The organism is Curtobacterium sp. MCLR17_032 (assembly GCF_003234795.2).
In the GTDB taxonomy this organism is placed as follows: Bacteria; Actinomycetota; Actinomycetes; order Actinomycetales; family Microbacteriaceae; genus Curtobacterium.
Genome location: NZ_CP126268.1, coordinates 1,833,952 through 1,855,957, shown reverse-complemented (window position 1 = coordinate 1,855,957; position 22,006 = coordinate 1,833,952). Strand labels below are relative to the sequence as shown.

Below are 22,006 nucleotides of genomic sequence, written 5' to 3'. Positions count from 1 at the left end.
CCTCAGTCTAGTCCGACGGCCACCCCTCGGCGACGAGTCGACGAGTGTCGCCGAGCATCTGCGAGAGCGACTTCGTCCGGGCGATGATCGGGAAGAAGTTCGCGTCCGACTGCCACCGCGGCACGATGTGCTGGTGCAGGTGGGCGGCGACGCCCGCTCCGGCGACCTCGCCCTGGTTCATGCCGATGTTGAAGCCGTCGCAGTGCGAGACCTCGCGCAGGACCCGCATCGCCGTCTGGGTGAGTTCGCCGATCTCCTGCAGCTCCTGGGGCGTCGCCTCGTCGTAGAGCGGGACGTGCCGGTAGGGGCAGACCAGCAGGTGGCCGTTGTTGTAGGGGTACAGGTTGAGCAGCACGTAGGCGTGCTCGCCCCGCGCGACGATGAGGGCGTCCTCGTCGGACTTCCGCGGTGCCTCGCAGAACGGGCAGTCGTCGCGGTGGCCGCGGCCCTCCCCCGCACGGCCGGCGTCGATGTACGCCATCCGGTGCGGGTTCCACAGGCGCTGGAAGGAGTCCGGGACCGCCGCCTGGGTGGCGGCGTCCCGGATCTCCAGCGGGTTGCCCTCGTCGTCGAGCGGGCCGGTCATCAGACCTGCACGCGGTCGCGGATCGCGGTCGTGATGCGCTCGACCGCTTCGTCCACGGGCACACCGTTGTCCTGGCGGCCGTCGCGGAAGCGGAAGCTCACGGCTCCGGCGTCACGGTCGTCCCCGCCCGCGATGAGCTGGAACGGCACCTTGGCCTTGGTGTGCGTGCGGATCTTCTTCTGCATGCGGTCGTCCGAGTGGTCGACCTCGGCGCGGACGCCCTGGGCGCGGAGCTTCGCGACGACCTCGTCGAGGTAGTCGCCGTACTCCTCGGCCACCGGGATGGCGACGACCTGCACCGGCGACAGCCACGCGGGGAACGCACCGGCGTAGTGCTCGGTGAGGACGCCGAAGAACCGCTCGATCGAGCCGAACAGGGCGCGGTGGATCATCACCGGACGCTGGCGGGTGCCGTCGGCTGCGGCGTACTCGATGCCGAAGCGCTCCGGCAGGTTGAAGTCCAGCTGCACGGTCGACATCTGCCAGGTGCGGCCGATGGCGTCACGGGCCTGCACCGAGATCTTCGGGCCGTAGAACGCCGCTCCGGCGGGGTCCGGCACGAGTTCGAGTCCGGTCTCCTCGGCGACCTCGCGCAGGGTGTTCGTGGCCTCTTCCCAGACGTCGTCGTCGCCGACGTACTTCTCCGGGTCCTTCGTGGAGAGCTCGAGGTAGAAGTCGTCGAGGCCGTAGTCACGGAGCAGCGACAGCACGAACTGCAGGGTCGTGGTGAGCTCCTCCTTCATCTTCTCCTTCGTGGTGAAGATGTGGGCGTCGTCCTGGGTCAGGCCGCGGACCCGGGTGAGGCCGTGGATGACGCCGGACTTCTCGTTGCGGTAGACCGTGCCGAACTCGAACATCCGCAGGGGCAGGTCGCGGTAGGAGCGAGCCTGCGACCGGTACGCCAGGATGTGCATCGGGCAGTTCATCGGCTTGAGGTAGTAGTCCGCACCCTGCCGGGTGACGTTGCCGTCCTCGTCGCGGGCCTCGTCCATGTGCATGGGCGGGAACATGCCGTCCTTGTACCAACCCAGGTGACCGGACTGCTCGAACAGGTCGCCCTTGGTGATGTGCGGCGTGTAGACGAAGGAGTAGCCCTCCTGCTCGTGCCGACGACGCGAGTAGTCCTCCATCTCACGGCGGATGATGCCGCCCTTGGGGTGGAAGATCGCCAGGCCCGAGCCGATCTCGTCCGGGAACGAGAACAGGTCGAGTTCGGCACCGAGCTTGCGGTGGTCACGCTTCGCGGCTTCCTCGAGGCGGACGAGATACGCCTTGAGCTGGTCCTTGTCGGGCCAGGCGGTGCCGTAGACGCGCTGCAGCTGCGGGTTCTTCTCGGAGCCGCGCCAGTACGCAGCCGCCACACGCATGAGCTTCGCGGCGTTGCCGATCCAGCGGGTGTGCGGCACGTGCGGGCCACGGCAGAGGTCCTGCCAGACGACGTCGCCGGACTTCGGGTCGACGTTCTCGTAGACGGTGAGTTCGCCGGCACCGACCTCGACGCTCTCGCCCGAGTCGCCCTCGGACGCGGCGCCCTTGAGCCCGATGAGCTCCTGCTTGTAGGGCTCCCCCGCCATCAGCTGGCGGGCTTCGTCGTCGCTGACGACCCGGCGGCGGAAGCGCTGGGCCTGCTTGACGATCCGGTCCATGCCCTTCTCGATCGCCTTGAGGTCCTCCGGCGTGAAGGGCTCGGCGACGTCGAAGTCGTAGTAGAAGCCGTCGGTGACGGGCGGCCCGATGCCGAGCTTGGCGTCGGGGTTGATCTGCTGCACGGCCTGCGCCAGCACGTGGGCGGCGCTGTGCCGGAGGATGTCGAGGCCGTCCTGCTCGTCGAGCGTCACCGGCTCGGCGGTCTCGCCCGCCTGCACGTCCGCGGCGAGGTCCTTGAGGACGCGGTCGACCCGGATGGCGACGACGCCGCGGACGCCGTCGAAGAGCTCGGTGCCCGTCGTGGTGGTCGTCGCGGTGCGGGGCTCGGGTGCCTGGGGCACGGCGTCGGGCTCGGCGGACGGTGCGGCGACTGACTCGGTCACGATGGTGGGGCTCCCTCGGTATGGTGGTACGTCGATGGTAGTGGCGGGCCGGGTCAGGCGGGCACGCGGCCGAGCGTGGTGACGGGCAGGCGCGGCTCGATGCGTTCGCGACCGGACAGGCCGTCGAGTTCGAGGAGTGCGGCGAAGCCGATCGCCTGGTACCCGGCACGTTCGAGCAGGGTCACGGTCGCGGCGGCGGTGCCCCCGGTGGCCAGGACGTCGTCGACGACGAGCACCCGGGTGCCCGGTTCGAGCTGGCCCGGGCGGAGCTCGAGTTCGGCCTCGCCGTACTCGAGCGCGTACTGCTCGCTGAGGACCTCGCCCGGCAGCTTGCCGGCCTTGCGGACCGTGAGCACGCCGACCTGGTGCTGCGCGGCGATCCCGCCGGCCAGCGCGAACCCGCGCGCCTCGATGCCGGCGACGGCGGCGAAGCCACCACCGACGGCGAAGGGCGCGGCGAGGGCCTCGCACACGCGGCCGAAGGCGATCGGGTCGGCGAACACCGGCGTCACGTCGCGGAAGAGCACGCCCGGCTTCGGGAAGTCGGGGACGATCGTGGTGAGGCGCTCGACGAGGGCAGCGGCGGAGTCGGTCATGTCCTCAACCGTACGGGGCTGGCAGGGTCCCGCCGTTCCGCGGTCGGGTACGCGGCTGGCGTCGGACGGGAGGCGCGGCGCGGGCTGGTGCCGTGCCTCCCGTCCGACGCTGGTCGCGCTGGGCGTCCACGTCGGTCACCGCCACATGTGCATGGCGGCGCCGAGGACCACCCACTCGGCTTCACGAGCGAGGCGGGCCTGTTCTTCGCGGTGCCGCCGGAGTTCGGCGGCGGGGTCGATCTCGTGCGGCTGACGCCGGGTGCGGCGGCTCCACACGATGAGGGCGAGTCCGATCCGGAGGGCGATCCGGTCCGGCAGCGACACCCGGTGGGGTCGTCCGGTCGGTGGTCGTACCGGGCGGAGGAGGGTCTTCGATGACATGGTGTTCCCTGTTCGGAGAATGGCGGAGGAAAGCGGAATCGGGGTCGACGAATCGACCGGGGTCGCACCTCGGTCGACGTCGAGGTGCGATGAGCGGACGCGCGACGGATCGCCCGAGGAAATGCGTTCGCGTGAATGCACGGGGAAATGCGTGTGCATTCAGCGACGATGACCTGCTGTGCGGTCCACTCGCGTGATGAACGGTCGAGTCAGCGTGGACGAGCAGCCGTCGTGGACGAGCCCTGTCGTGGATGACGAGCCGCAGCCCAGCAGCCGGACGGCATGCGGCCGGCGACGACACGAGCCAGGGACCGGGGCCGGAAGGGCCACGGAACCGGCGACTGGACGAGTCCAGCAACGGGACGAGTCCGGCGGATGGACGTGCCCGGCGAGGGGCCGACCCAGGTCAGCCCTGGCCGTGGTTCAGGACGGCGTGTTCATCAGCACGACCAGGCGAAGGAGCCGGTGGTTCCACGGACTGCTCGGAACGGCGTCTGCGTGGTGATCATTGTCGGCCCCCTTTCGGCACGGTGTCTGCTGGTTCTCGACGGCGGGTCGGTGATCCGTTCGCGTCGAGAGAACACTATCCACCTCGAGAACGCACGCGCAACCCTTTTCTCGCATTTCTCCGAGATTGCACTCGGGAACACCCGAGAAGCCCCCGGTACCGCAGTACCGGGGGCTTCTCGATGAACAGCTGACTAGACCGTCACGGGAGCGTCGACCACCGCGACGAGCACGTCCTCGGCGACGTCGATCCGGACCGTGTCACCCTCGTGCGCCGACCCGTCGACCACGAGCTCCGCGATCCGGTCGTCGACCTCGCGCTGGATCAGTCGACGGAGCGGCCGGGCGCCGTACTCCGGCTCGTACCCGTGCTCGGCGAGCCAGTCCGTCGCGGCCTCGGACACCGACAGGACCATGCCCTGCGCGGCCAGCCGGAAGGCCGTGTCCTGCAGCAGCAGCGACACGATGGACCGCAGCTGCCCGCGCTCGAGCTTGCGGAAGAGCACGATCTCGTCGATGCGGTTGATGAACTCGGGCCGCATCGACTCGCGGAGCTTGCCCATCACCCGGTTGCGCAGGTCGTCCTCCGCGTAGCCACCGTCCGCGGCGACCGAGAACCCGAGCGCCCCCGAGCGGGACGCCAGGAACTCCGACCCGATGTTCGACGTCATGATGACGACGGTGTTCCGGAAGTCGACAGTCCGACCCTGCCCGTCGGTGAGCCGGCCGTCGTCGAGCACCTGCAGCAGCAGGTTGAACACGTCGGGGTGCGCCTTCTCGACCTCGTCGAGCAGGATCACCGAGTACGGGTTCCGACGGACGCGCTCGGTGAGCTGCCCGGCCTCGTCGTGGCCGACGTACCCGGGAGGGGCTCCGACCAGCCGCGAGACCGTGTGCCGCTCGCCGAACTCGCTCATGTCGAAGCGCAGCATCGCCGACTCGTCACCGAACAGCGACGCGGCCAGGGCCTTGGCGAGTTCGGTCTTGCCGACACCGGTCGGACCGAGGAACAGGAAGCTGCCCACCGGACGACGCGGGTCGCCCATGCCGGTCCGGCTGCGCCGGACCGCCTTCGCGATCGCCCGCACGGCGTCGTCCTGGCCGACCACACGGTCGTGCAGCTCGGACTCCAGGGCGGCGAGGCGGGTCTTGTCGGCGGACCCGAGGCGGGTCACCGGGATCCCGGTCGCGCGCGACACCACGGCGGCGATGTCGGCTTCCGTGATGACGTCGTCAGCGGCCGCCGGACGGGAGGCGCGTTCCACGTCACCGGTGGTGGCGGCGGTGATCCGCGCCTCCAGTCCGGCGACCTCGTCGCGCAGGTGCGATGCCTCTTCGTACTGCTCCTCGGCGACCGCGTGGTCCTTCCGGGCCGTCAGGTCCGCCACCTGCGTGCGGAGGGCCTCGACGTCGACGTCACCCGAGCGGGCGAGACGACGACGGGCGCCGGCCTGGTCGATGAGGTCGATGGCCTTGTCCGGCAGGTGCCGGTCGGTGACGTAGCGGTGCGACAGCTCGACGGCGGCGCGGATCGCGTCGTCGGCGTAGGTCACCCCGTGGTGCTCGGCGTAGCGGGGGCTGAGGCCGGTGAGGATCGCGATCGCGTCCTCGACGTTCGGCTCCCCCACCGTGACGGGTTGAAAGCGACGCTCGAGGGCCGCGTCCTTCTCGATGCGGCGGTACTCGGTGAGCGTCGTCGCACCGACCAGGTGCAGGTCACCCCGGGCCAGGCGCGGCTTGAGGATGTTGCCCGCGTCCATCGAGCCGCCCTCGCCGCCACCACCGGCACCGACGGCGGTGTGGAGTTCGTCGACGAAGACGATGAGTTCGTCCGTGTGCGCGGCGATCTCGTCCATCGCGTTCGTCAGGCGCTCCTCGAAGTCACCGCGGTAGCGGGTGCCCGCGAGCATGCCGGGCAGGTCGAGGGCGACGACGCGCTTGCCCTGCAGCAGGGCGGGGACGTCGCCGTCGACGATGCGCTGGGCGAGTCCCTCGACGATGGCGGTCTTGCCGACGCCGGGCTCACCGATGAGGACGGGGTTGTTCTTGGTGCGACGGAGCAGGATCTCGACGGCCTGTTCGATCTCGTCCGCGCGACCGATCACCGGGTCGATGCCACCCTCGCGGGCGCGGGCGGTGAGGTCGGTGCCGTACTGGTCCAGCGTCGGGGTCTCCGACTGCTGGTCCTGCTGGGCGGTGGTGCCGGGCATGGGACGCCCCTCTCGTGCGGCCTCGGCCGCCTCTTGTGCGTAGGACTGCATCACCTGCGGGGTGACGCCGGCGCTCGCGAGCAGTTGGCCCGCGACCGTGTCCTGGTCCGTGACGAGCGCGAAGAAGACGTGCTCGGGGTCGGTGTAGGTGCTGCCGAACCCGCGGGCGGCCTGGGTCGCCTCGAGCAGGATCCGCTGCGCGGACGGGGTCAGCGCCGGACGACCCTCGACGGTGTCGCCGGACGGCATCGGCAGGCGCTGCTCGACCTCGGCGGCGAAGCGCTCCGGGTCGGCGCCCGCAGAACGGAGGACGGCCGCGAAGGGCTCGGTACCGACGAGCGCGTGCAGGACGTGCAGGGCGTCGATCTCGTGCTGGCCCTGCTCGACGGCGTACGCCGCCGTCTGCTGGAGCAGCTCGTGGGTCCGCCGGCTGAGCAGGCGGGTGATGTCGACCGGTCGCCCGAACGGCATGGACCGCTGGGACTGGCCGGGGTTCTGGGAAGCCGCGAGCAGTCGTGCGAGGAACTCGTCGAACGAGTCGTTGCCGCCGGTCGGGCCGAACGTCTGTGGCAAAGGGACCTCCTGAGGAACTTGAGTGCCTTCGACTCAATGCAACGCAGGGATGCCGTGCTCATTCCCGCTCGGTGGAAGAACTTGCGGCGGCTCGACTCAACTCCGGGCGATGGGGGCCGTACTGGCCTCGGTGACCCGCGCCAGGTCCACCGGGGACAGCTCGATGTCGAACCCACGACGCCCGCCGGACACGAAGATCGTCGGGTGGTCGGACGCCGACGCGTCGAGCACCGTGCGGATCCGGGTCTTCTGCCCGACAGGACTGATCCCCCCGACGACGTACCCGGTCCGCCGCTCTGCCAGGGTGGGGTCGGCCAACGAGGCCTTCTTCCCGCCGACGGCCGCCGCGATCGCCTTGAGGTCGAGACGGTCGGCCACCGGCACGATCGCCACCGCCAGGTCACCGTCGACCGAGACGACCAGCGTCTTGAACACCTGCTCCTCGCGGAGCCCGAGCGCCGCCGCCGCCTCTTCGCCGAAGTTCGTCGCGCTCTCGTGGTGCTCGTACACGTGCGGGGTGAACGGCACGCCGGCCCGCTCCAGCGCGAGGGTCGCCGGGGTGCTCGGGGAAGCTGCGCTCATGCCCTGATCCTGCCCCGGAGGACCGTCACGGCCTCGGAGGCTCGCGGTCGCTACGCTGAGCCACACCATGACCGTCATCGAGGTGTTGCTCCGCGGGGTGTCCGCCCTGCACGGCCTCGACCCGTCCGCGCTCGGCTCGCTCCCGGCCCTCGCCGCCGCCGCCCTCGGGCTCGGCGCGCTCGGCATCACCGTCACCGCGGTGGCCGCCCTGGCCGCCGCACTGCTCGTGGTGCGACTGGTCGCCCTGCTGGCCCGGGCCGACGGGGCGGGCGCACCACGGGCCTCCCGGACGACACCGGACCTCGTGACCCGGATCGCCTGGAGCGACCCGGACGCCGACGGACACCCGCGACCGCGGGCACCGGGAGCCGTCCCGGCGGTCTGACCCCGATCGGTGTCGGGCCGCAGACGCTCCCGACCCCACGATCGAAGGACCACCGTCATGGACATCACCACCCTGCCCGGACTCAGCACCCTGCTGCACGCCGGCGCCACGCTCGTCACCACCCTCACCGACCTGCTCACACCCGTCGCCGGCACGGCCGCTGCGGCGCTCGCCGTGGTCCTGCTGACCCTGGCGGTCCGACTCGTGCTCGTCCCGCTCGCCGTCCTGCAGGTCCGCGCCGAGCGGGACCGGCGCCGACTCGCTCCGCGGATCGCCGAACTCCGCCGCCGGGCCGGGAAGGACACCGCACGGTTCCAGCGGTCACTGCAGGAGCTGTACACGAGCGAGCGGGTCTCGCCCCTCGCGGGATGCCTGCCCGTGCTCGCGCAGGCACCGGTCGTGTCGCTGCTGTACACGCTGTTCACGCACGCGAGCATCGACGGGACGGTCAACACGCTGCTGCGGGCGACCCTGGCCGGCATCCCGCTCGCGCAGTCCGCGGTGGCCGTCGTCACGTCGCCGCTGTGGGTGCACGGCTGGGTGCTGCTCCTGCTGCTCGCCACGCTGGCCGTCGTCGTCGAGCTGACCCGACGCGCACAGTTGCACTGGAACCCGCTACCCGTCCCGGAGCCGTCCGATCCGGCCGTTCCCGGCGCGGCGGCGATGACCGGGATCGCCCGGTGGATGCCGTTCGTCTCGGTCGGGTTCGCGGCGATCGCGCCCCTGGCGGCAGCGCTCTACGTCGTGACGAGTGCGCTCTGGACCCTCGGGGAACGGGCGGTGCTGCGGCGGGTGCTCCGGTGACGGGCGGGCCGGTCCGGTTCGGTCCGATGACGGGCGGGTGTGGCTAGCCGCCCTGGCCCTCCTGCTGCGGCCCCTGGTCCACCGGGTCGTACTCGGTGTCGCGGCCCTGCTCCTCTTCCGGGAGCGGGACGTGCCGTTCGGTGCCGCTGCCGCCCGGGCTGGTCGCGACGTAGTCGGCCTCGCCGGACTGGGTGTCGTGGCTGAGCGGTTCGAGGGTCTCGTCGTCGACGTCCTGCGGCGTCGATCCGGTGGCGTCCGCGGGGACGGCGGGGTCGTTCGGGTCGGCGGCCTGGTCGTTCTGCGCATCGGTCATCCCTCGGGCGTACTCCCCCCGGTCTGGGTGCGCGCCGTCGCCGCAGCGGTGGCAGCATGAGGATAGGCGTGACGACGAGGAGCGCGGATGAGCCGGACCGACGACGACGCGGCAGCACGAGCGCGTCTCGAACGCATCGCGTGGGGCGCCGGGTCGTCCCCGGCGGACGCGGCACGCGCCCGCATCGCGCTGGCAGACCTCGACCGGGAGGCCCGCAAGCGCCCCGCCACGGCCGCCGGCCCCGCCACGGGGTCGCGTCGCGGGCGCCGGGCCGGCGCAGGGTCGCCGGAGGCTGGGCGGTCCGTTCCGGAGGCTGGGCGGTCCGTTCCGGAGGCTGGGCGGTCCGTTCCGGAGGCTGGGACGTCCGTCCCGGTCGCTGCGTCGGCTGTTCCTGCAGCTGCGCCGGCCGTTCCGAGTGTGACGCCGTCCGTTCCGGACTCGGTGTCCGCCGTTCCGAGGGCGGAGTTCCCTGCTGCTGCGGCGGCAGATGCTGCCGACGATGCTGCCGACGATGCTCGTGACGGTGCACCGGCTCCGGTGCCGGACCACGACGTGGACCGTGCAGCTTTCCACGGAGACGGCGACCAGACGCCCGAGGCGCCTGGCGACGGCGGACGCGGGGCGGGCCTCCAGGCCGGCGGGCGGCGGGTCCTCGACCGGGCCCGGGTGCTGCTGCGCCGGGTCCGACGCACCGACCGGACCGTCCTGTGGGCGCTCGGCGGTGCCGCGGTCGTGATCGGTCTCGTCGCCGGCACCGGCGTCGGACTGTCGATCGGGACCCGGACCGCGGCCAAGCCTGCGTCCGCGGTGACGACCCCGGCGGCTGGCACCGTGACCCTCGAACAGATGCTCGACCTGCCGCAGACCTACGCCGACCAGCTGCCCGGCGGGATCGACGCGCCGGTGTCCCTGGACACGACCCGGCTCGTCTTCACGAACCGGTCCCTGGCGGGCGACGACGCCGCGACGCCCTGGAACGTCTGGGCCGGGGTCGGGCGGGACAGTTCGACACTCTGCCTGGTCGCGACGGCCGACCGACTGCAGGGCACGAGCGCCTGCTACCCCCGCGACGACGCTCTGCACGGTGTCGTGTCGTTGTCCGCGACCTCGCTGAGCGGCACGCTCTGGGTGCGGGTCGTCGGCGGTGCGGTCCGGGGCACCGTGACCAGCTCGCCGCCGCCGCTGTACTGACCCGGAGCGGCTGGCACCCGCTGCTCCAGGTGGGTAGTGCGTTGGAGCGCTCCTGAGAACGAGCGGGGAGCCCTCGCGCGATCGCCGTGCACCGTGCAACACTGGATGGAGCGCACTCGCCGTGGAGTGGCCAGAACCACATCTCCACATCCCCAGTCCACCACCGAGCGCGCTCCGACCGGTCGAACAGTCCCTCGTTCCCGCGCGCTCCTCGCACGTCCTCGAGGAGGTCAGCCGCCGTGTCCACCACCAGCAACCGAACCGTCCACCCGCACACGACGCCGATCACCGTCACGACGTCGTCGGTGATCGGGATCGCTGTCCTCGGCCTCGCGACGTTCTTCGCCATCACGACCGAGCTCATGCCGGTCGGCCTGCTCGGCACGATGAGCCAGGACCTCGGCGTCACCGAGTCGACCATGGGCATCGTCATCACCGTGTACGCCGCCGCCGTCGCGCTGCTCGCACTGCCGCTGACCTCGCTCACCGCGAAGCTGCCGCGGAAGACCGTCCTCGTCGCCACCCTCGTCGGCTACACGGTGTCGAACGCACTCGTCGCACTGGCCCCGTCGTTCGCGGTGGTCTGCGCCGGTCGGGTGGTCGGCGGCATCGCGCACGCCCTGTTCTTCTCGGTCGCCTCGGCCTACGCCACCCGGATCGTGCCGCCCCGGCTCGCCGGCCGCGCCATCGCGTTCGTGTACTCCGGCAGCTCGCTCGGGTTCGTGATCGGCGTCCCCCTCGCCACCGGTGTCGGGCAGTCCGTCGGGTGGCGCCCGGCGGTCGGCGGCGTCGCGGCCTGCGCCGCACTGCTCGCCGTCGTTGCCGCGCTCTGCCTGCCCGCCGTGCGCGGAGCCGCCTCGCCGCACATCGGCTCGCCGAAGGCCTGGGCCCGGACCGGGCTGCTGTCGGTCGTCGTCGCCGACCTGCTGCTCTTCGCCGGGCACTACATCGTGTACACGTACATCGGCCCCTACGTCATCGACGCCGGGCTCGACGCCGGCATGGTGTCCGGCGCGCTGCTCGTCCTGGGCGGGACCGGCGTGATCGGCCTCTGGCTGGCCGGGATGTTCGTCGACCGGGCACCCGGTCAGACGCTCCTTGCCGCCATCGCCGCCATGGCCGTCGCGTTCGCCCTGATGCCGTTCGCGCACGGGTCCCTCGTCGGCACGATGGTCGTCGCGGGCATCTGGATGGCGGCGAACGGCACGACCGGCACGCTGTTCATGGCCGCGGCGATCCGCACCGGTGGCGTCAGCCCGGAGATCGCGGGCGCCCTGGTGAACGGGGCGTCGAACATCGGCATCGCGGGCGGTGCGGCGATCGGCGGCCAGGTGCTCGGGCTGTCGGGACTACAGACGCTGCCGTTCGCCGGCGCACTGGTCCTGGTCGCGGGGCTGTCCGTCGTCGCCTTCGCGAAGCGTGGGTTCCCGGTGCACGCGACGGCGCAGCCGCACCTCAGCACGTCGTCGATCGAGGTGTTCACCTCCTCGCTCGCCGTCGTCACGAGCTCGATCCCGACCGTCAGCCGGGCGATCCAGACCATCACCGGGTCCGTCGCCACGGTGCACCGGGCAGCCACCGGGTCGATCCGGACCGCGACGGGCTCCGTGCGGACCGTCCGCGAACGGTAGCCGCCGCCGACGGCAGCTCCGGGCAGCGGAACCGCTCAGACCCGGGCCGCCAACGCGTCCAGCGCGGCGACCTGACCCGCGACGACGAGCTCCCGGGCCTCGACGAGCCCCACCCAGCGGGCATCGTCCACCTCGGGCACGTCGACGAAGCGTCCGGATCCACGCGGGAGTTCCAGCGACACGGTGTTGCTCCGCACGGCCTCGATGGTGAAGTCCGGTGCGGCGAGCGTCCAGACGGTCACGACCTTGCCGGACGCCTGCCGGAAGTCCCCCAGTAGTCCGGGCGTGCCCGCGGGCGCCGGGGTGCCGATCTCCTCGCCGAACTCGCGGAGCGCCGTCGCCAGGGTGTCCTCGCCCGCCTCGAGCTCGCCCTTCGGGATCGACCACGCACGCGGTCGCCGACGCCAGAACGGACCACCCATGTGGGCGATGAAGACCTCGAGCGACGGTCCGGTGCCACGGTGCAGCAGGAGTCCGGCGGAGCGTGGGGGCACGGCCGGAGACTACCCTCCGGCGCATGCAGACCATCGAGCTCCGTGACGGCCGCACCGTCCTGGTCGACGACACCGCCGCCGCCGACGCCGACCGGCCGACCCTCGTCTGGCACCACGAGTCGCCGCACACCGGCGTCCTCTTCGAGCCACTCCGCAGTCTGGCCGCCGACCGCGGCCTGCGCCTGCTCGCATTCACCCGCCCCGGCTACGGCGCCGCCGACCCGCTGCCCGGGCGCTCGGTCGCCGACGGTGCACGGGACCTCGCCCAGGTACTCGATGCCCTCGGCATCGCCCGCGTCGCCGTGTTCGGCGGCTCCGGCGGCGGCCCGCACGCCCTCGCCGCCGCGGCGCTGCTGCCCGACCGGGTCGCCGCGGTAACGACCGTCGCCTCCCCCGCCCCCTTCGTCGACACGCCGGCCTGGTGGGACGGGATGGCCGACGATGGCGGGCTCCGCGCCGCGATCGCCGGACGGGAGGCACGCCTCACCTGGGCAGCGACCGCCGACTTCGACCCGTCCCAGTTCGTCGACACCGACTGGGCCGCCCTCGACGGCGACTGGGCCGCCCTGGGACGGGACGCGACGGCGGCGGGTGGGTCGGGCCTCCAGGGCGGTGCGGACGACGACGTGGCGTTCGTGACGGACTGGGGCTTCCCGCTGTCAGCCGTGACGGTCCCGACCGTCGTGGTGCACGGCACGCGCGACCGGGTCGTGCCGGTGGCGCACGGTCGGGCCTTGGCCGAGGCGGTGCCGCACGCGACGTACGAGGAGCGACCGCACGACGGGCACATCGCGGTCCTGTCGACCGTGCCGTCGCTGATGGACCGGTTGGCCGCGACCCTGCGCGGCTGAGCCGCCGACGCGAGGGCCCGCCGGACCGCGGACGGTCAGCCGAGCAGGTCGCGGAGCTCCGCGTCGAGCTGCCGCGTCAGGTACCGCACACCGGCCGGGTTCGGGTGCAGCGCGCCGGGCTCGAGGTCGATGCTGCTGAACCCGCCGAACGAGTCGAGGGACACCCCGGAGACGTAGGCGCCGGACCGGGCACACGCCGAGTGCGCCTGCGTCGCCGCGAAGACGTCGACGAAGCGGACGCCGGCGGCCCGGGCGGCGTCCTGCCCGACCTCGTCGAGCTGCTCCTGGATGCCGTGCAGCCACCGGACGTCGGTGTCGGTGAACGGGTACGTGTCCGTCGGGAACCGCCCGGCGAGGGTGCCGAGGTCGACGGCCGGCCGGAAACAGCCCCGCTTCGGCGTGTGCTCCGCGTCCGGGAAGATCGCCGGGTAGCCGAGCAGCAGCACGGTCGCGTTCGGGGCGGCACGCCGGATGTCGGCCAGCGTCGCCGCGATGCCCAGGGCGACGCGGCTCTCGATCTTCGCGCCCAGCGTGTCGACCCCGTCGACGTCGAGCGTGCTCCGGCACGACGGCGCGTTCTTGCCCGAGAACACCGGGCCGGACGCCGACAGCGCCATGCACGACGCCGCGGTGCCGAACAGGTCGGCGTCGTTGCCCCCGATCGTCAGGGTGACGAGCCGGGTGGACTCGGAGAGCGCCTCGACCTGCGGCGGAGCCCCGCGCCACTGCGTGCGGTCGCGGACGTCCTCGCTGGTCGCGCCGGCGCACGTGACGTCCGTCAGCGCCAACCCGAAGCGCGCGGCGATCCGGTGCGGGTAGTCCCGCCCCGACTGTGCACACGCGGCGACCGGCAGACCCGTCGGGTTCGCCAGGCCGTACCCGGCGGAGTACGAGTCGCCCATCGCGACGTACTCGCTGCCGGGCGGCAGGTCCGTCAGCGTCTCGGGCGGGTCGTCCGTCACCGGGAACGGCTGGGGCACCGGCCACTGCGGGGCGGCGACCGCCGACGGCGGGGCGAGCGGCCCGCCGGACGGCCCACCGACCAGGGCGGTGCCGACGAGCACGGCGGACGCGACGAACGCGCCCAGCAGGCGGGTGGCTCGCTGGCGGGCGGAGGGCGGACGGCGCAGGGTGGGCTCCGGGAGGCTCGGGTCGGGTCGGGCGGACCAGGCTAGCCGGTCCCGCTCGACCCGTCCTGCGACGACGCCGGCGTGGTCGTCAGGTGTCAGCGACGACCGAGACGGCGCTCGCCGCCCGAACCGGCCTGGTAGTCGAGGCCGTAGTGCTGGAACAGCTCCGGCTCGGTGGCGGCGTCGAGCTCGCCGTCGGTCGCGATGGACGGCGCGTCCTTCACGGTCTTCTTGTCGAACGCCACGAGCAGGTGCTTCGGGGCGACGGTCGCGCCGACGAGCGGCACGAACACGAGCTTCTTGCCGACGACACCGGTGGTCACGGAGCCGAACGCCGGCTGCTGCGTCGCGGTGTCGTAGTAGATGCTCTCGAGGTTGCCGATCTTGTCCTCGTTGCCGTCGACGACCGGCAGGCCGATCCAGTCCCGGATGTTGGCTGCTTCGAACACGGCGACTCCCTCCGACGACCGGACTGTCCGTGCCGTCGGATCGACGCTACCGACTCGCGCTGTGCGCCGCGCTACCGGTCGCCGTCGTGCGCGGGGACGGCCGGCGTGGCGCCGAGTCCGTCCACCGCGGCGAGGACGTCGTCGGCGCTCACCGCGAGGATCGCCGGGTCCGGGTCCTCGGCGAACACGTCGCCGCGGCGGACCGAGGCGTCGGTCAGCACCACGTGCGGGCCGGACGCGGGCGGACCCCAGGCCTCGGGCGGTGCCGGGCCGAAGAGGACGACCGAGGGGATGCCGTAGGCGGAGGCCAGGTGCGCGGCTCCCGTGTCGACGGTCACCAGGAGGCTCGCAGCCGCCACGACGGCGGCGAACGGCTGCAGGCCGAGGCGTCCGGCGAGGACCGCCGAGTCGTCCAGGCCGGCCAGCTCGGCGACGGCCAGCGCGCGCTCGACGTCGTCCGCGCCTCCCGTCAGGACCACGCGGTGACCGCGTGCGACGAGACCGCGCACCACGTCGGCGAAACGGTCGACCGGCCAGTGCCGGGCACCGTGGAAGGCACCGACGTGCACGACCGCCGCGCCCTCGACGACGGCGGGCAGGGCGGGGACCGCGATCGACACGTCGTCCGGATCGGCGGGCATGCCGTGCGCGGTCATCAGGCCGGCCCAGCGGACCCGCTCGTGCACGTCGTGCTGCCACTCCGGGCCGTCGGGTGCGCCGTGACCGATCACCCGGCGGGCCTGCAGCGCGTCGATGAGGTCGCCCGACTCGGGGCCGGCGCCGTGCAGGTTGACGGCGACGTCGACGACGCCGGTCGGCACCTGGATCGGGTGGTCCAGGCCGTGCTGGGCCAGGTGCACGTCGACGTCGGTGACGAGCTCGACGACCGGGGCGAGCCAGGCGGTCGTCGCCAGCGTGATGCGGTGCCCGGGGAACGCCCGGCGGAGGGCGTGCAGCGCGGGGACGGCGACGAGCAGGTCGCCGAGCTTGATCGCTCGGAGCACCACGAGCTCGGGTCGGCCGTCGGAAGGGGGCAGGGTGGGTACGGCGGTCACGTGGCCCGACGCTACCGGCCCGGCACCGCGACGTCCGCCGGGCGGCACCGGCTTGTCCACGGCGCGCCACGGGGCGGGTGCGGACTGGTCGGGGACGCTGCCCGGCCGGTAGAGAGAGGTGTGGCCCTCTCCGACCGTCCGCTCCGCGGCGTCCTCTTCGACCGTGACGACACCCTGGTGGTCGACGTCCCCTACAACGCCGACCCCGACCGGGTGGTGCCGGTACCCGGTGCCGCCGACGCGGTCGCCGCGGCCCGCGCGGCGGGTCTCGCCGTCGGCGTCGTCACGAACCAGTCCGCGATCGCCAAGGGCCTGGCGACCCGCGACCAGGTCGACGCGACGAACGCCCGCGTCGACGGGCTCGTCGGCCCGTTCGACGTGTGGGAGGTCTGCCCGCACGACCGCGGCGACGACTGCGCCTGCCGGAAGCCCCGTCCCGGCATGGTGCTGCGCGCCGCCGACCGACTCGGGCTGGACGCCGCGGACCTGGTCGTCATCGGCGACATCGGCGCCGACGTCGGTGCCGCGGTCGCCGCGGGAGCGCAGGGGATCCTCGTGCCGACCGCGCGGACGATGCCGGCCGAGGTCGAGGCCGCCGCCACCGTCGCCGGTTCGATCAGGGAAGCCGTGGCGCTCGTCGTCGCCCGCGCTGCCGGGGCGTCGGCATGAGCGACCAGGTGGCCGCGGGCGGACCTGCCGGGCGCCGGGTGCTGGTCGCCCGACTCGACTCGTTCGGGGACGTCCTGGTCGCCGGTCCCGCCGTCCGCGCCGTGGCCGCCGGCGCCGACCACGTCACGCTGCTCTGCGGCCCACAGGGTGCGCCGGCCGGGGCGCTCCTGCCCGGGGTCGACTCGCTCCGCGTCTGGGCGGCGCCCTGGGTGACGGAGACCGTCCGCCCGCTCGACGACGCCGTGCTCGCCGAGTTCCGCGCACTGGTCGCCGAGGAGCGTCCCGACGAAGCCGTCGTGCTGACGTCGTTCCACCAGTCGCCACTGCCGCTCGCGATGCTGCTGCGGCTCGCCGGGGTCCCCCGGGTCTCCGGCGCCTCGGTCGACCACCCCGGGTCCCTGCTCGACGTGCGACTGCGGCCCGGCGAGGACCTGCCCGAAGACGTCCCCGAACCCGAACGGGCACTCCGCATCGCCGCCGCCGCGGGCTTCGCACTGCCGGACGGTGACGACGGGCGGCTCCGTGTCCGGCCGGACGACTCGGCGGTGCTCCCCGTCGAGGTCGCCGCGCTCGACCGGTACGTGGTCGTGCACCCCGGCGCCAGCGTGGAGGCGCGCTCCTGGCCGCCCGCTGCCCACCGGTCCCTCGTGGCCGCGTACGGCCGGGTCGGCATCCCCGTGGTCGTCACCGGGTCGCCGGGCGAGCGGGGCCTCACCGCCGAGGTCGCCGGCCCCACCGGCATCGACCTGGGTGGTCGGACCAGCCCCGCCGTGCTGGCGGAGGTCCTGGCCGGCGCGGAGGTCGTCGTCGTCGGCAACACCGGTCCCGCCCACCTGGCCGCGGCCGTCGGTGCCCGGATCGTCTCGCTGTTCTCCCCTGTGGTGCCCGCCGTGAAGTGGGCGCCGTACGCCGAGCACGTCGAACTGCTCGGCGACCAGGACGCCCCCTGCCGTCTCTCCCGCGCCCGCGAGTGCCCCGTCCCGGGCCACCCGTGCCTGTCCGGCGTGAGCGTCGACGAGGTCCTCGCGGCACACGAACGGCTCGTCGGATGCGCTCTGCGGACGAACGACGACTCCCTGCGAGGAGCGCCAGAAGCCCGTGCGTAGCGTGCGGCACTGCTTCTCCTTCTCCTTCTCCTCCTCCTGATCGACAGCGACCGAAAGGCAGTGCATGCGGATCCTCGTGTGGCACGTGCACGGCGGCTGGATGGACGCATTCGTCCGCGGCCCGCACGAGTACCTCATCCCCACGACCCCCGCCCGTGACGGCTGGGGCCTCGGTCGTGGTGGCCGGAACTGGGGTACGAACGCCGTCGAGATCGCACCCGAGGACGTCGCCGACGCCGAGGTGGACCTGGTCGTCCTGCAGCGGCCCGAGGAACTCGAGGTCGCCCGCGAACTGCTCGGCGGTCGTGACGTGCCCGTCGTCTTCGTCGAGCACAACGCCCCGCGCATCGACGTGCCGGACAGCCTGCACCCCTTCCGGGACCGCGACGACGTGACCATCGCGCACGTCACGCACTGGAACGCCCTGATGTGGGACTGCGGCTCCACCCGGACGACCGTCGTCGAGCACGGTGTCGTCGACCCCGGCCCGCTCTACACCGGCGAGCTCGAGCGGTTCGGCGCCGTCATCAACGAACCCGTCCGACGGAACCGCGTCGTCGGGACAGACCTGCTCCCCCGCTTCGGCGCCGTCGCCCCGGTCGACGTCTTCGGGATGGGCACCGAGAAGCTCGCCGGGCTCGGCCACGGCGACCTGCTGGTCGGCATGGGCGACGTCAAGCCGGACCCGATGCACGCGGCCCTCGCGCAGCGCCGGGCCTACGTGCACGCCAACCGGTGGACCTCCCTCGGACTCTCGCTCATCGAGTCGATGCACATGGCGATGCCGGTGCTCGTCCTCACCACGACCGACGCCGCCCGGACCGTGCCCGCGGAGGCCGGCGCGATCGGGACCGACGTCGAGGAGCTGGTGCGGGCCTCCCGGACGCTGCTCGACGACCCGGACGAAGCACGCCGACGCGGCCTCGTCGCCCGGGAGGCCGTGCTCGCGCGGCACGCGCTGCCCCGGTTCCTCGCCGACTGGGACGAGCTGCTGGACGACGTGCGGTCGCGCCACCGGTCGCGGACCGGCACGGCGACCGCCGGTGCGGGTGCTGCGGCACCGCAGGGAAGGAGCAACTGATGGAGATCGCCATGGTCTCGGAACACGCGAGCCCGCTCGCGACCCTCGGCGGCGTCGACGCCGGTGGTCAGAACGTCCACGTGGCCGCGCTGTCCGCCGCCCTGGCCGACCGCGGCCACACCGTCACCGTCTACACGCGTCGTGACGACGCCTCGCTGCCGGTCCGGGTGCCGCTCCGGCCGGGTGTCGACGTCGTGCACGTCGACGCCGGTCCCGCGCGGCACGTCCCGAAGGACGACCTGCTCCCCTACATGAGCACGTTCGCGCAGGTGCTGGCGTCGGAGTGGTTCGTCGACCGACCCGACGTCGTGCACGGGCACTTCTGGATGTCCGGCCACGCGACCGTCGACGCGGTGAACCAGGTGCAGGCCCGCACCGGTGGCACCCGCATCCCCGTCGTGCAGACCTTCCACGCACTCGGTGTCGTGAAGCGTCGCCACCAGGGCACGGCCGACACGAGCCCCGCCGAGCGCGAGTGGCTGGAGCCCGCCGTCGGGCGGAGTGCCGACCAGGTCGTGGCGACGTGCTCCGACGAGGCGTTCGAGCTGAAGAGCCTCGGCGTCCCGCTCCGCTCCATCTCCGTCGTCCCCTGCGGCGTCGACGTCGAGCTGTTCCGACCGGACGGCCCCGTCGAGGAACGCGGGCGGACCTTCCGGGTGCTCACCGCCTCGCGCCTGGTGCAGCGGAAGGGCGTCGGCACGACCATCGCCGCCGTCGCCCAGCTCGTCGCTGCCGGTCGCGACGTCGAACTCGTCATCGTCGGCGGCGCCGGCACCGCGGGCGCCGACCTGCCGGACGACCCGGAGTACCAGCGCCTGGACGCGCTGGCCCGCGACCTCGGCATCCGTGACCACGTCTCGTTCCGCGGGCAGCTCGCCCAGGAGGCCATGGGCGCGGTGTACCGGAGCGCGGACGTCGTCGTGTGCGCGCCCTGGTACGAGCCGTTCGGCATCGTCCCGCTCGAGGCGATGGCCTGCGGTGTCCCCTTGGTCGCCTCCCGCGTCGGCGGACTCATCGACACGGTCGTCGAGGACGCCACCGGGCTGCACGTCGAACCGCGCGACGAGGACGGCCTGGCCACCGCGCTCGGCGGGCTGCTCGACGACCCCGAGCGCCGTGCCGCCTACGCTCGCGCCGGTCGCCGCCGTGCCGAGTCCCGCTACACGTGGCAGAAGGTCGCCACCGACACCGAACGCGTCTACGAGCGGCTGGTCGCCGGCGGCCGGGTCCGTCCCGTCCGCCCGGTCGGCGGCATCGGTGCCGCCCCCACGACCACCCGCATCCCGGACTCCGTCCGCCCCGCCGAGGAGCAGCTGGCCGACGCCGCGCTCCCCATCACCGAGAGGAACGCCCGATGACCATCGAGCAGACCGGGATCGGCACGACCGAGACCCCGACCAGCACCCGCACGGTGCTCGACCACATCGCCGCGTCCGTGCCGGTGATCGCGTCCCTCGTCGACCACGGCGACCACATCGCCGCCTGGGCCGACGACATCGCGGGGCGCCTGGTCGCCGGACGTCGCCTGCTGGCCGCGGGCAACGGCGGTTCCGCGGCCGAGGCGCAGCACCTGACCTCGGAGCTGACCGGCCGCTTCGACGGGGACCGGCCGGCGTACTCGGCGATCTCGCTGCACGCCGAGTCCTCCGCCGTCACCGCGATCGGCAACGACTACGGCTTCGAGGAGGTCTTCGCCCGCCAGGTCCGCGCCCACGCCCGCGCCGGGGACGTCGTCGTCCTGCTCAGCACCAGCGGCAGGAGCGCGAACCTGCTCGCCGCCGCAGCCGCCGCCCGCGACGCCGGAGCCCGGTCGATCGCGATGACCGGTGCGCTGCCGAACCCGCTCGCGAGCGTCGTGGACGACGTCATCGCCATCGACGGTCCGTCCGCCAACGTGCAGGAGGCCCAGCTCGTCCTCGTGCACGCCCTCTGCCGGGCCATGGAGCCCGCGCTCCGCCGTGGAGGCACCCGATGACCGACCGCCAGCTCCGCATCGTCGTCGTCGGCGACACCCTGCTCGACGTCGACGTCAGCGGCACCAGCGACCGGCTCAGCCCGGACGCCCCGGTGCCCGTCGTCGACGTCCGCTCGGACCAGCGCCGTGCCGGTGGCGCCGGGCTCGTCGCGACGATGCTGGTGAAGGACGGCCACGACGTGACGCTCGTCACCGTGCTCGGTGACGACGGCCCGGCCGACCAGCTCCGCTCGCTGCTCCCCGGCGTCCGGATCGTCGACGGGCACTCCGGAGCACCGACCCCGGTGAAGACCCGGGTCCGCGTCGGCGAGCACGCCCTGGTCCGGATCGACGAGGGCTGCGACACCCCGCCGGTCCCAGCCGTGACGTCCGCGATGCGCGACGCCCTCGACGGTGCCGACGCGGTGATCGTCGCCGACTACGGCCGCGGGCTCACCGAGGCCGCCGAGATGCGCGCCGCGCTGCACGCCGTCGTCGCGCACACCCCGGTCGTCTGGGACCCGCACCCGAAGGGCGCCACGCCGGTCGCCGGCACCACCGTCGCCACGCCGAACGCCAGCGAGGCGCACCGCTTCACCGGCATCGCCGGCAGCGGGGTCGCCTTCGCCACCGACGCCGCCGCGGACCTCGTCGCCCGCTGGGACGTCCAGGCCGTCGCCGTCACGATGGGCGATCGCGGCGCCCTGGTCGGCAGCCGCACCCCTCGTGGAGCCGACTCCCGCTTCGTCCCGGCCCCGTCCGTCACCGCCGGTGACCCCTGCGGCGCCGGCGACCGGCTCGCCGCGGGTGTCGCCGTCGCGCTGGCATCCGGTGCGGAGATCGCCGACGCTGTGACCGCCGGGGTCGAGGCCGCGTCCGCGTACCTCGCCGTCGGGGGCGTCGCCTCACTCGTCGAGGGTGCGCCGCCCGCCCCGATCGCCGTGCCCGGCGCCGACCGCGACGCCCTGCGCGTCGTGCACGAGGTCCGGGCCGCCGGCGGCGTGGTCGTCGCCACCGGCGGCTGCTTCGACCTGCTGCACGCCGGCCACGCCCGCACACTGTCGGCAGCGCGGGCCCTCGGCGACTGCCTGGTCGTCTGCCTGAACTCGGACGAGTCCGTCCGCGGGCTGAAGGGTCCGGACCGGCCGATCATGGGCCAGGACGACCGCGTCGAGCTCCTGCTCGCCCTGGACTGCGTCGACGCCGTGGTGGTGTTCGACGAGTCCACCCCCGACGAGGCGCTCCGCCGCTTCCGTCCGGACGTCTGGGCGAAGGGCGGCGACTACACCGCCGACGAGCTGCCCGAGTCCGTGACCCTCGCCGAGTGGGGCGGCCGGGTCGTCACCGTGCCGTTCCACCCGGGCCGCTCCACCACCCGGCTCGCCGCCGCCATCGAACGCGTCGGCTGACCCACACCCCGTCTTCCCT

At 73.2% G+C, this 22,006-nt stretch carries 22 protein-coding genes; 11 read left to right on the top strand and 11 right to left on the bottom strand.

Going from position 1 to position 22,006, the window contains the following annotated elements:
- Positions 1-7: 7 nt before the first annotated feature.
- The 6 genes from DEI97_RS08770 to ybaK all read right to left on the bottom strand — a co-directional run bounded on the left by DEI97_RS08770 (position 8) and on the right by ybaK (position 7,465).
- Complete coding sequence (locus DEI97_RS08770) at positions 8-586, bottom strand: HIT family protein (RefSeq protein ID WP_111073443.1); 579 nt, start codon at positions 584-586, stop codon at positions 8-10.
- Entirely contained in the window at positions 586-2,574 is a 1,989-nt protein-coding gene (gene thrS / locus DEI97_RS08765; protein WP_111073692.1) for a threonine--tRNA ligase, read from the bottom strand. Before thrS ends, DEI97_RS08770 begins: the two co-directional genes overlap by 1 nt.
- Positions 2,575-2,669: 95 nt before the next feature.
- Positions 2,670-3,212, bottom strand: coding sequence for an adenine phosphoribosyltransferase (locus DEI97_RS08760; protein ID WP_111073442.1), 543 nt, complete (start codon positions 3,210-3,212; stop codon positions 2,670-2,672).
- A 135-nt stretch (positions 3,213-3,347) separates the two neighbouring features.
- Positions 3,348-3,593, bottom strand: coding sequence for a hypothetical protein (locus DEI97_RS08755; protein ID WP_181439113.1), 246 nt, complete (start codon positions 3,591-3,593; stop codon positions 3,348-3,350).
- Between the two features lie 701 nt (positions 3,594-4,294).
- Positions 4,295-6,883 carry an ATP-dependent Clp protease ATP-binding subunit gene (locus DEI97_RS08750; protein ID WP_111073440.1) on the bottom strand — a complete coding sequence of 863 codons (2,589 nt, stop codon included), beginning with the start codon at positions 6,881-6,883 and terminating at the stop codon, positions 4,295-4,297.
- Positions 6,884-6,979: 96 nt separating this feature from the next.
- A complete protein-coding gene (gene ybaK, locus DEI97_RS08745; protein ID WP_111073439.1) occupies positions 6,980-7,465 on the bottom strand; it encodes a Cys-tRNA(Pro) deacylase in 486 nt (161 codons plus the stop codon).
- 67 nt (positions 7,466-7,532) lie between these two features.
- Between ybaK and DEI97_RS08740 the strand changes: the two genes are divergently transcribed.
- Positions 7,533-7,850, top strand: coding sequence for a DUF6412 domain-containing protein (locus tag DEI97_RS08740; RefSeq protein ID WP_111073438.1), 318 nt, complete (start codon positions 7,533-7,535; stop codon positions 7,848-7,850).
- A 57-nt stretch (positions 7,851-7,907) separates the two neighbouring features.
- Entirely contained in the window at positions 7,908-8,654 is a 747-nt protein-coding gene (yidC, locus tag DEI97_RS08735; protein ID WP_111073437.1) for a membrane protein insertase YidC, read from the top strand.
- 43 nt (positions 8,655-8,697) lie between these two features.
- Here yidC and DEI97_RS08730 read toward each other — a convergent pair whose 3' ends face one another.
- Positions 8,698-8,967, bottom strand: a complete 270-nt coding sequence (locus DEI97_RS08730) for a hypothetical protein (RefSeq protein WP_111073436.1) — start codon at positions 8,965-8,967, stop codon at positions 8,698-8,700.
- 552 nt (positions 8,968-9,519) lie between these two features.
- Between DEI97_RS08730 and DEI97_RS08725 the strand changes: the two genes are divergently transcribed.
- On the top strand, positions 9,520-10,158 hold the full coding sequence (locus DEI97_RS08725; protein ID WP_146248045.1) for a hypothetical protein: 639 nt from the start codon (positions 9,520-9,522) through the stop codon (positions 10,156-10,158).
- 239 nt (positions 10,159-10,397) lie between these two features.
- Positions 10,398-11,789, top strand: coding sequence for an MFS transporter (locus DEI97_RS08720; protein ID WP_111073434.1), 1,392 nt, complete (start codon positions 10,398-10,400; stop codon positions 11,787-11,789).
- Between the two features lie 35 nt (positions 11,790-11,824).
- Here DEI97_RS08720 and DEI97_RS08715 read toward each other — a convergent pair whose 3' ends face one another.
- A complete protein-coding gene (locus DEI97_RS08715; RefSeq protein ID WP_111073433.1) occupies positions 11,825-12,283 on the bottom strand; it encodes an NUDIX hydrolase in 459 nt (152 codons plus the stop codon).
- A 23-nt stretch (positions 12,284-12,306) separates the two neighbouring features.
- On the opposite strand from DEI97_RS08715, the gene DEI97_RS08710 reads away from it, so the two are divergent.
- A complete protein-coding gene (locus DEI97_RS08710) occupies positions 12,307-13,134 on the top strand; it encodes an alpha/beta hydrolase (protein WP_111073432.1) in 828 nt (275 codons plus the stop codon).
- Positions 13,135-13,169: 35 nt separating this feature from the next.
- Here the strand turns inward: DEI97_RS08710 and DEI97_RS08705 are convergent, their stop codons facing one another.
- From DEI97_RS08705 to DEI97_RS08695, 3 genes are all read right to left on the bottom strand, one after another.
- On the bottom strand, positions 13,170-14,198 hold the full coding sequence (locus DEI97_RS08705) for an SGNH/GDSL hydrolase family protein (protein WP_111073431.1): 1,029 nt from the start codon (positions 14,196-14,198) through the stop codon (positions 13,170-13,172).
- Between the two features lie 161 nt (positions 14,199-14,359).
- A complete protein-coding gene (locus DEI97_RS08700) occupies positions 14,360-14,713 on the bottom strand; it encodes a PRC-barrel domain-containing protein (protein ID WP_111073430.1) in 354 nt (117 codons plus the stop codon).
- A 71-nt stretch (positions 14,714-14,784) separates the two neighbouring features.
- Positions 14,785-15,768 (bottom strand): glycosyltransferase family 9 protein, encoded by a 984-nt coding sequence (locus tag DEI97_RS08695; RefSeq protein WP_111073429.1) that lies wholly within the window; start codon positions 15,766-15,768, stop codon positions 14,785-14,787.
- Between the two features lie 120 nt (positions 15,769-15,888).
- Here DEI97_RS08695 and DEI97_RS08690 point away from each other — a divergent pair, with 120 nt between their 5' ends.
- From DEI97_RS08690 to DEI97_RS08665, 6 genes are all read left to right on the top strand, one after another.
- Entirely contained in the window at positions 15,889-16,437 is a 549-nt protein-coding gene (locus tag DEI97_RS08690; protein WP_111073428.1) for an HAD-IIIA family hydrolase, read from the top strand.
- On the top strand, positions 16,434-17,543 hold the full coding sequence (locus tag DEI97_RS08685) for a glycosyltransferase family 9 protein (protein ID WP_111073427.1): 1,110 nt from the start codon (positions 16,434-16,436) through the stop codon (positions 17,541-17,543). Before DEI97_RS08690 ends, DEI97_RS08685 begins: the two co-directional genes overlap by 4 nt.
- 64 nt (positions 17,544-17,607) lie before the next feature.
- The gene (locus tag DEI97_RS08680) at positions 17,608-18,624 is read left to right on the top strand and encodes a glycosyltransferase (protein WP_258376611.1); all 1,017 of its coding nucleotides are present in this window, start codon (positions 17,608-17,610) and stop codon (positions 18,622-18,624) included.
- On the top strand, positions 18,624-19,982 hold the full coding sequence (locus DEI97_RS08675) for a glycosyltransferase (RefSeq protein WP_111073426.1): 1,359 nt from the start codon (positions 18,624-18,626) through the stop codon (positions 19,980-19,982). The genes DEI97_RS08680 and DEI97_RS08675 overlap by 1 nt, the downstream gene beginning before the upstream one ends.
- Positions 19,979-20,599 (top strand): D-sedoheptulose-7-phosphate isomerase, encoded by a 621-nt coding sequence (locus DEI97_RS08670; protein WP_111073425.1) that lies wholly within the window; start codon positions 19,979-19,981, stop codon positions 20,597-20,599. Before DEI97_RS08675 ends, DEI97_RS08670 begins: the two co-directional genes overlap by 4 nt.
- Positions 20,596-21,987, top strand: coding sequence for a PfkB family carbohydrate kinase (locus tag DEI97_RS08665; protein WP_111073424.1), 1,392 nt, complete (start codon positions 20,596-20,598; stop codon positions 21,985-21,987). The genes DEI97_RS08670 and DEI97_RS08665 overlap by 4 nt, the downstream gene beginning before the upstream one ends.
- Positions 21,988-22,006: the final 19 nt, after the last annotated feature.

Coding starts and splice junctions, on each gene's coding strand:
- DEI97_RS08740 (WP_111073438.1), top strand. CDS start 7,533: ATGACCGTCATCGAGGTGTTGCTCCGCGGGGTGTCCGCCCTGCACGGC.
- DEI97_RS08770 (WP_111073443.1), bottom strand. CDS start 586: ATGACCGGCCCGCTCGACGACGAGGGCAACCCGCTGGAGATCCGGGAC.
- yidC (WP_111073437.1), top strand. CDS start 7,908: ATGGACATCACCACCCTGCCCGGACTCAGCACCCTGCTGCACGCCGGC.
- DEI97_RS08675 (WP_111073426.1), top strand. CDS start 18,624: ATGGAGATCGCCATGGTCTCGGAACACGCGAGCCCGCTCGCGACCCTC.
- DEI97_RS08730 (WP_111073436.1), bottom strand. CDS start 8,967: ATGACCGATGCGCAGAACGACCAGGCCGCCGACCCGAACGACCCCGCC.
- DEI97_RS08710 (WP_111073432.1), top strand. CDS start 12,307: ATGCAGACCATCGAGCTCCGTGACGGCCGCACCGTCCTGGTCGACGAC.
- DEI97_RS08755 (WP_181439113.1), bottom strand. CDS start 3,593: ATGTCATCGAAGACCCTCCTCCGCCCGGTACGACCACCGACCGGACGA.
- ybaK (WP_111073439.1), bottom strand. CDS start 7,465: ATGAGCGCAGCTTCCCCGAGCACCCCGGCGACCCTCGCGCTGGAGCGG.
- DEI97_RS08685 (WP_111073427.1), top strand. CDS start 16,434: ATGAGCGACCAGGTGGCCGCGGGCGGACCTGCCGGGCGCCGGGTGCTG.
- DEI97_RS08760 (WP_111073442.1), bottom strand. CDS start 3,212: ATGACCGACTCCGCCGCTGCCCTCGTCGAGCGCCTCACCACGATCGTC.
- DEI97_RS08680 (WP_258376611.1), top strand. CDS start 17,608: ATGCGGATCCTCGTGTGGCACGTGCACGGCGGCTGGATGGACGCATTC.
- DEI97_RS08670 (WP_111073425.1), top strand. CDS start 19,979: ATGACCATCGAGCAGACCGGGATCGGCACGACCGAGACCCCGACCAGC.
- DEI97_RS08665 (WP_111073424.1), top strand. CDS start 20,596: ATGACCGACCGCCAGCTCCGCATCGTCGTCGTCGGCGACACCCTGCTC.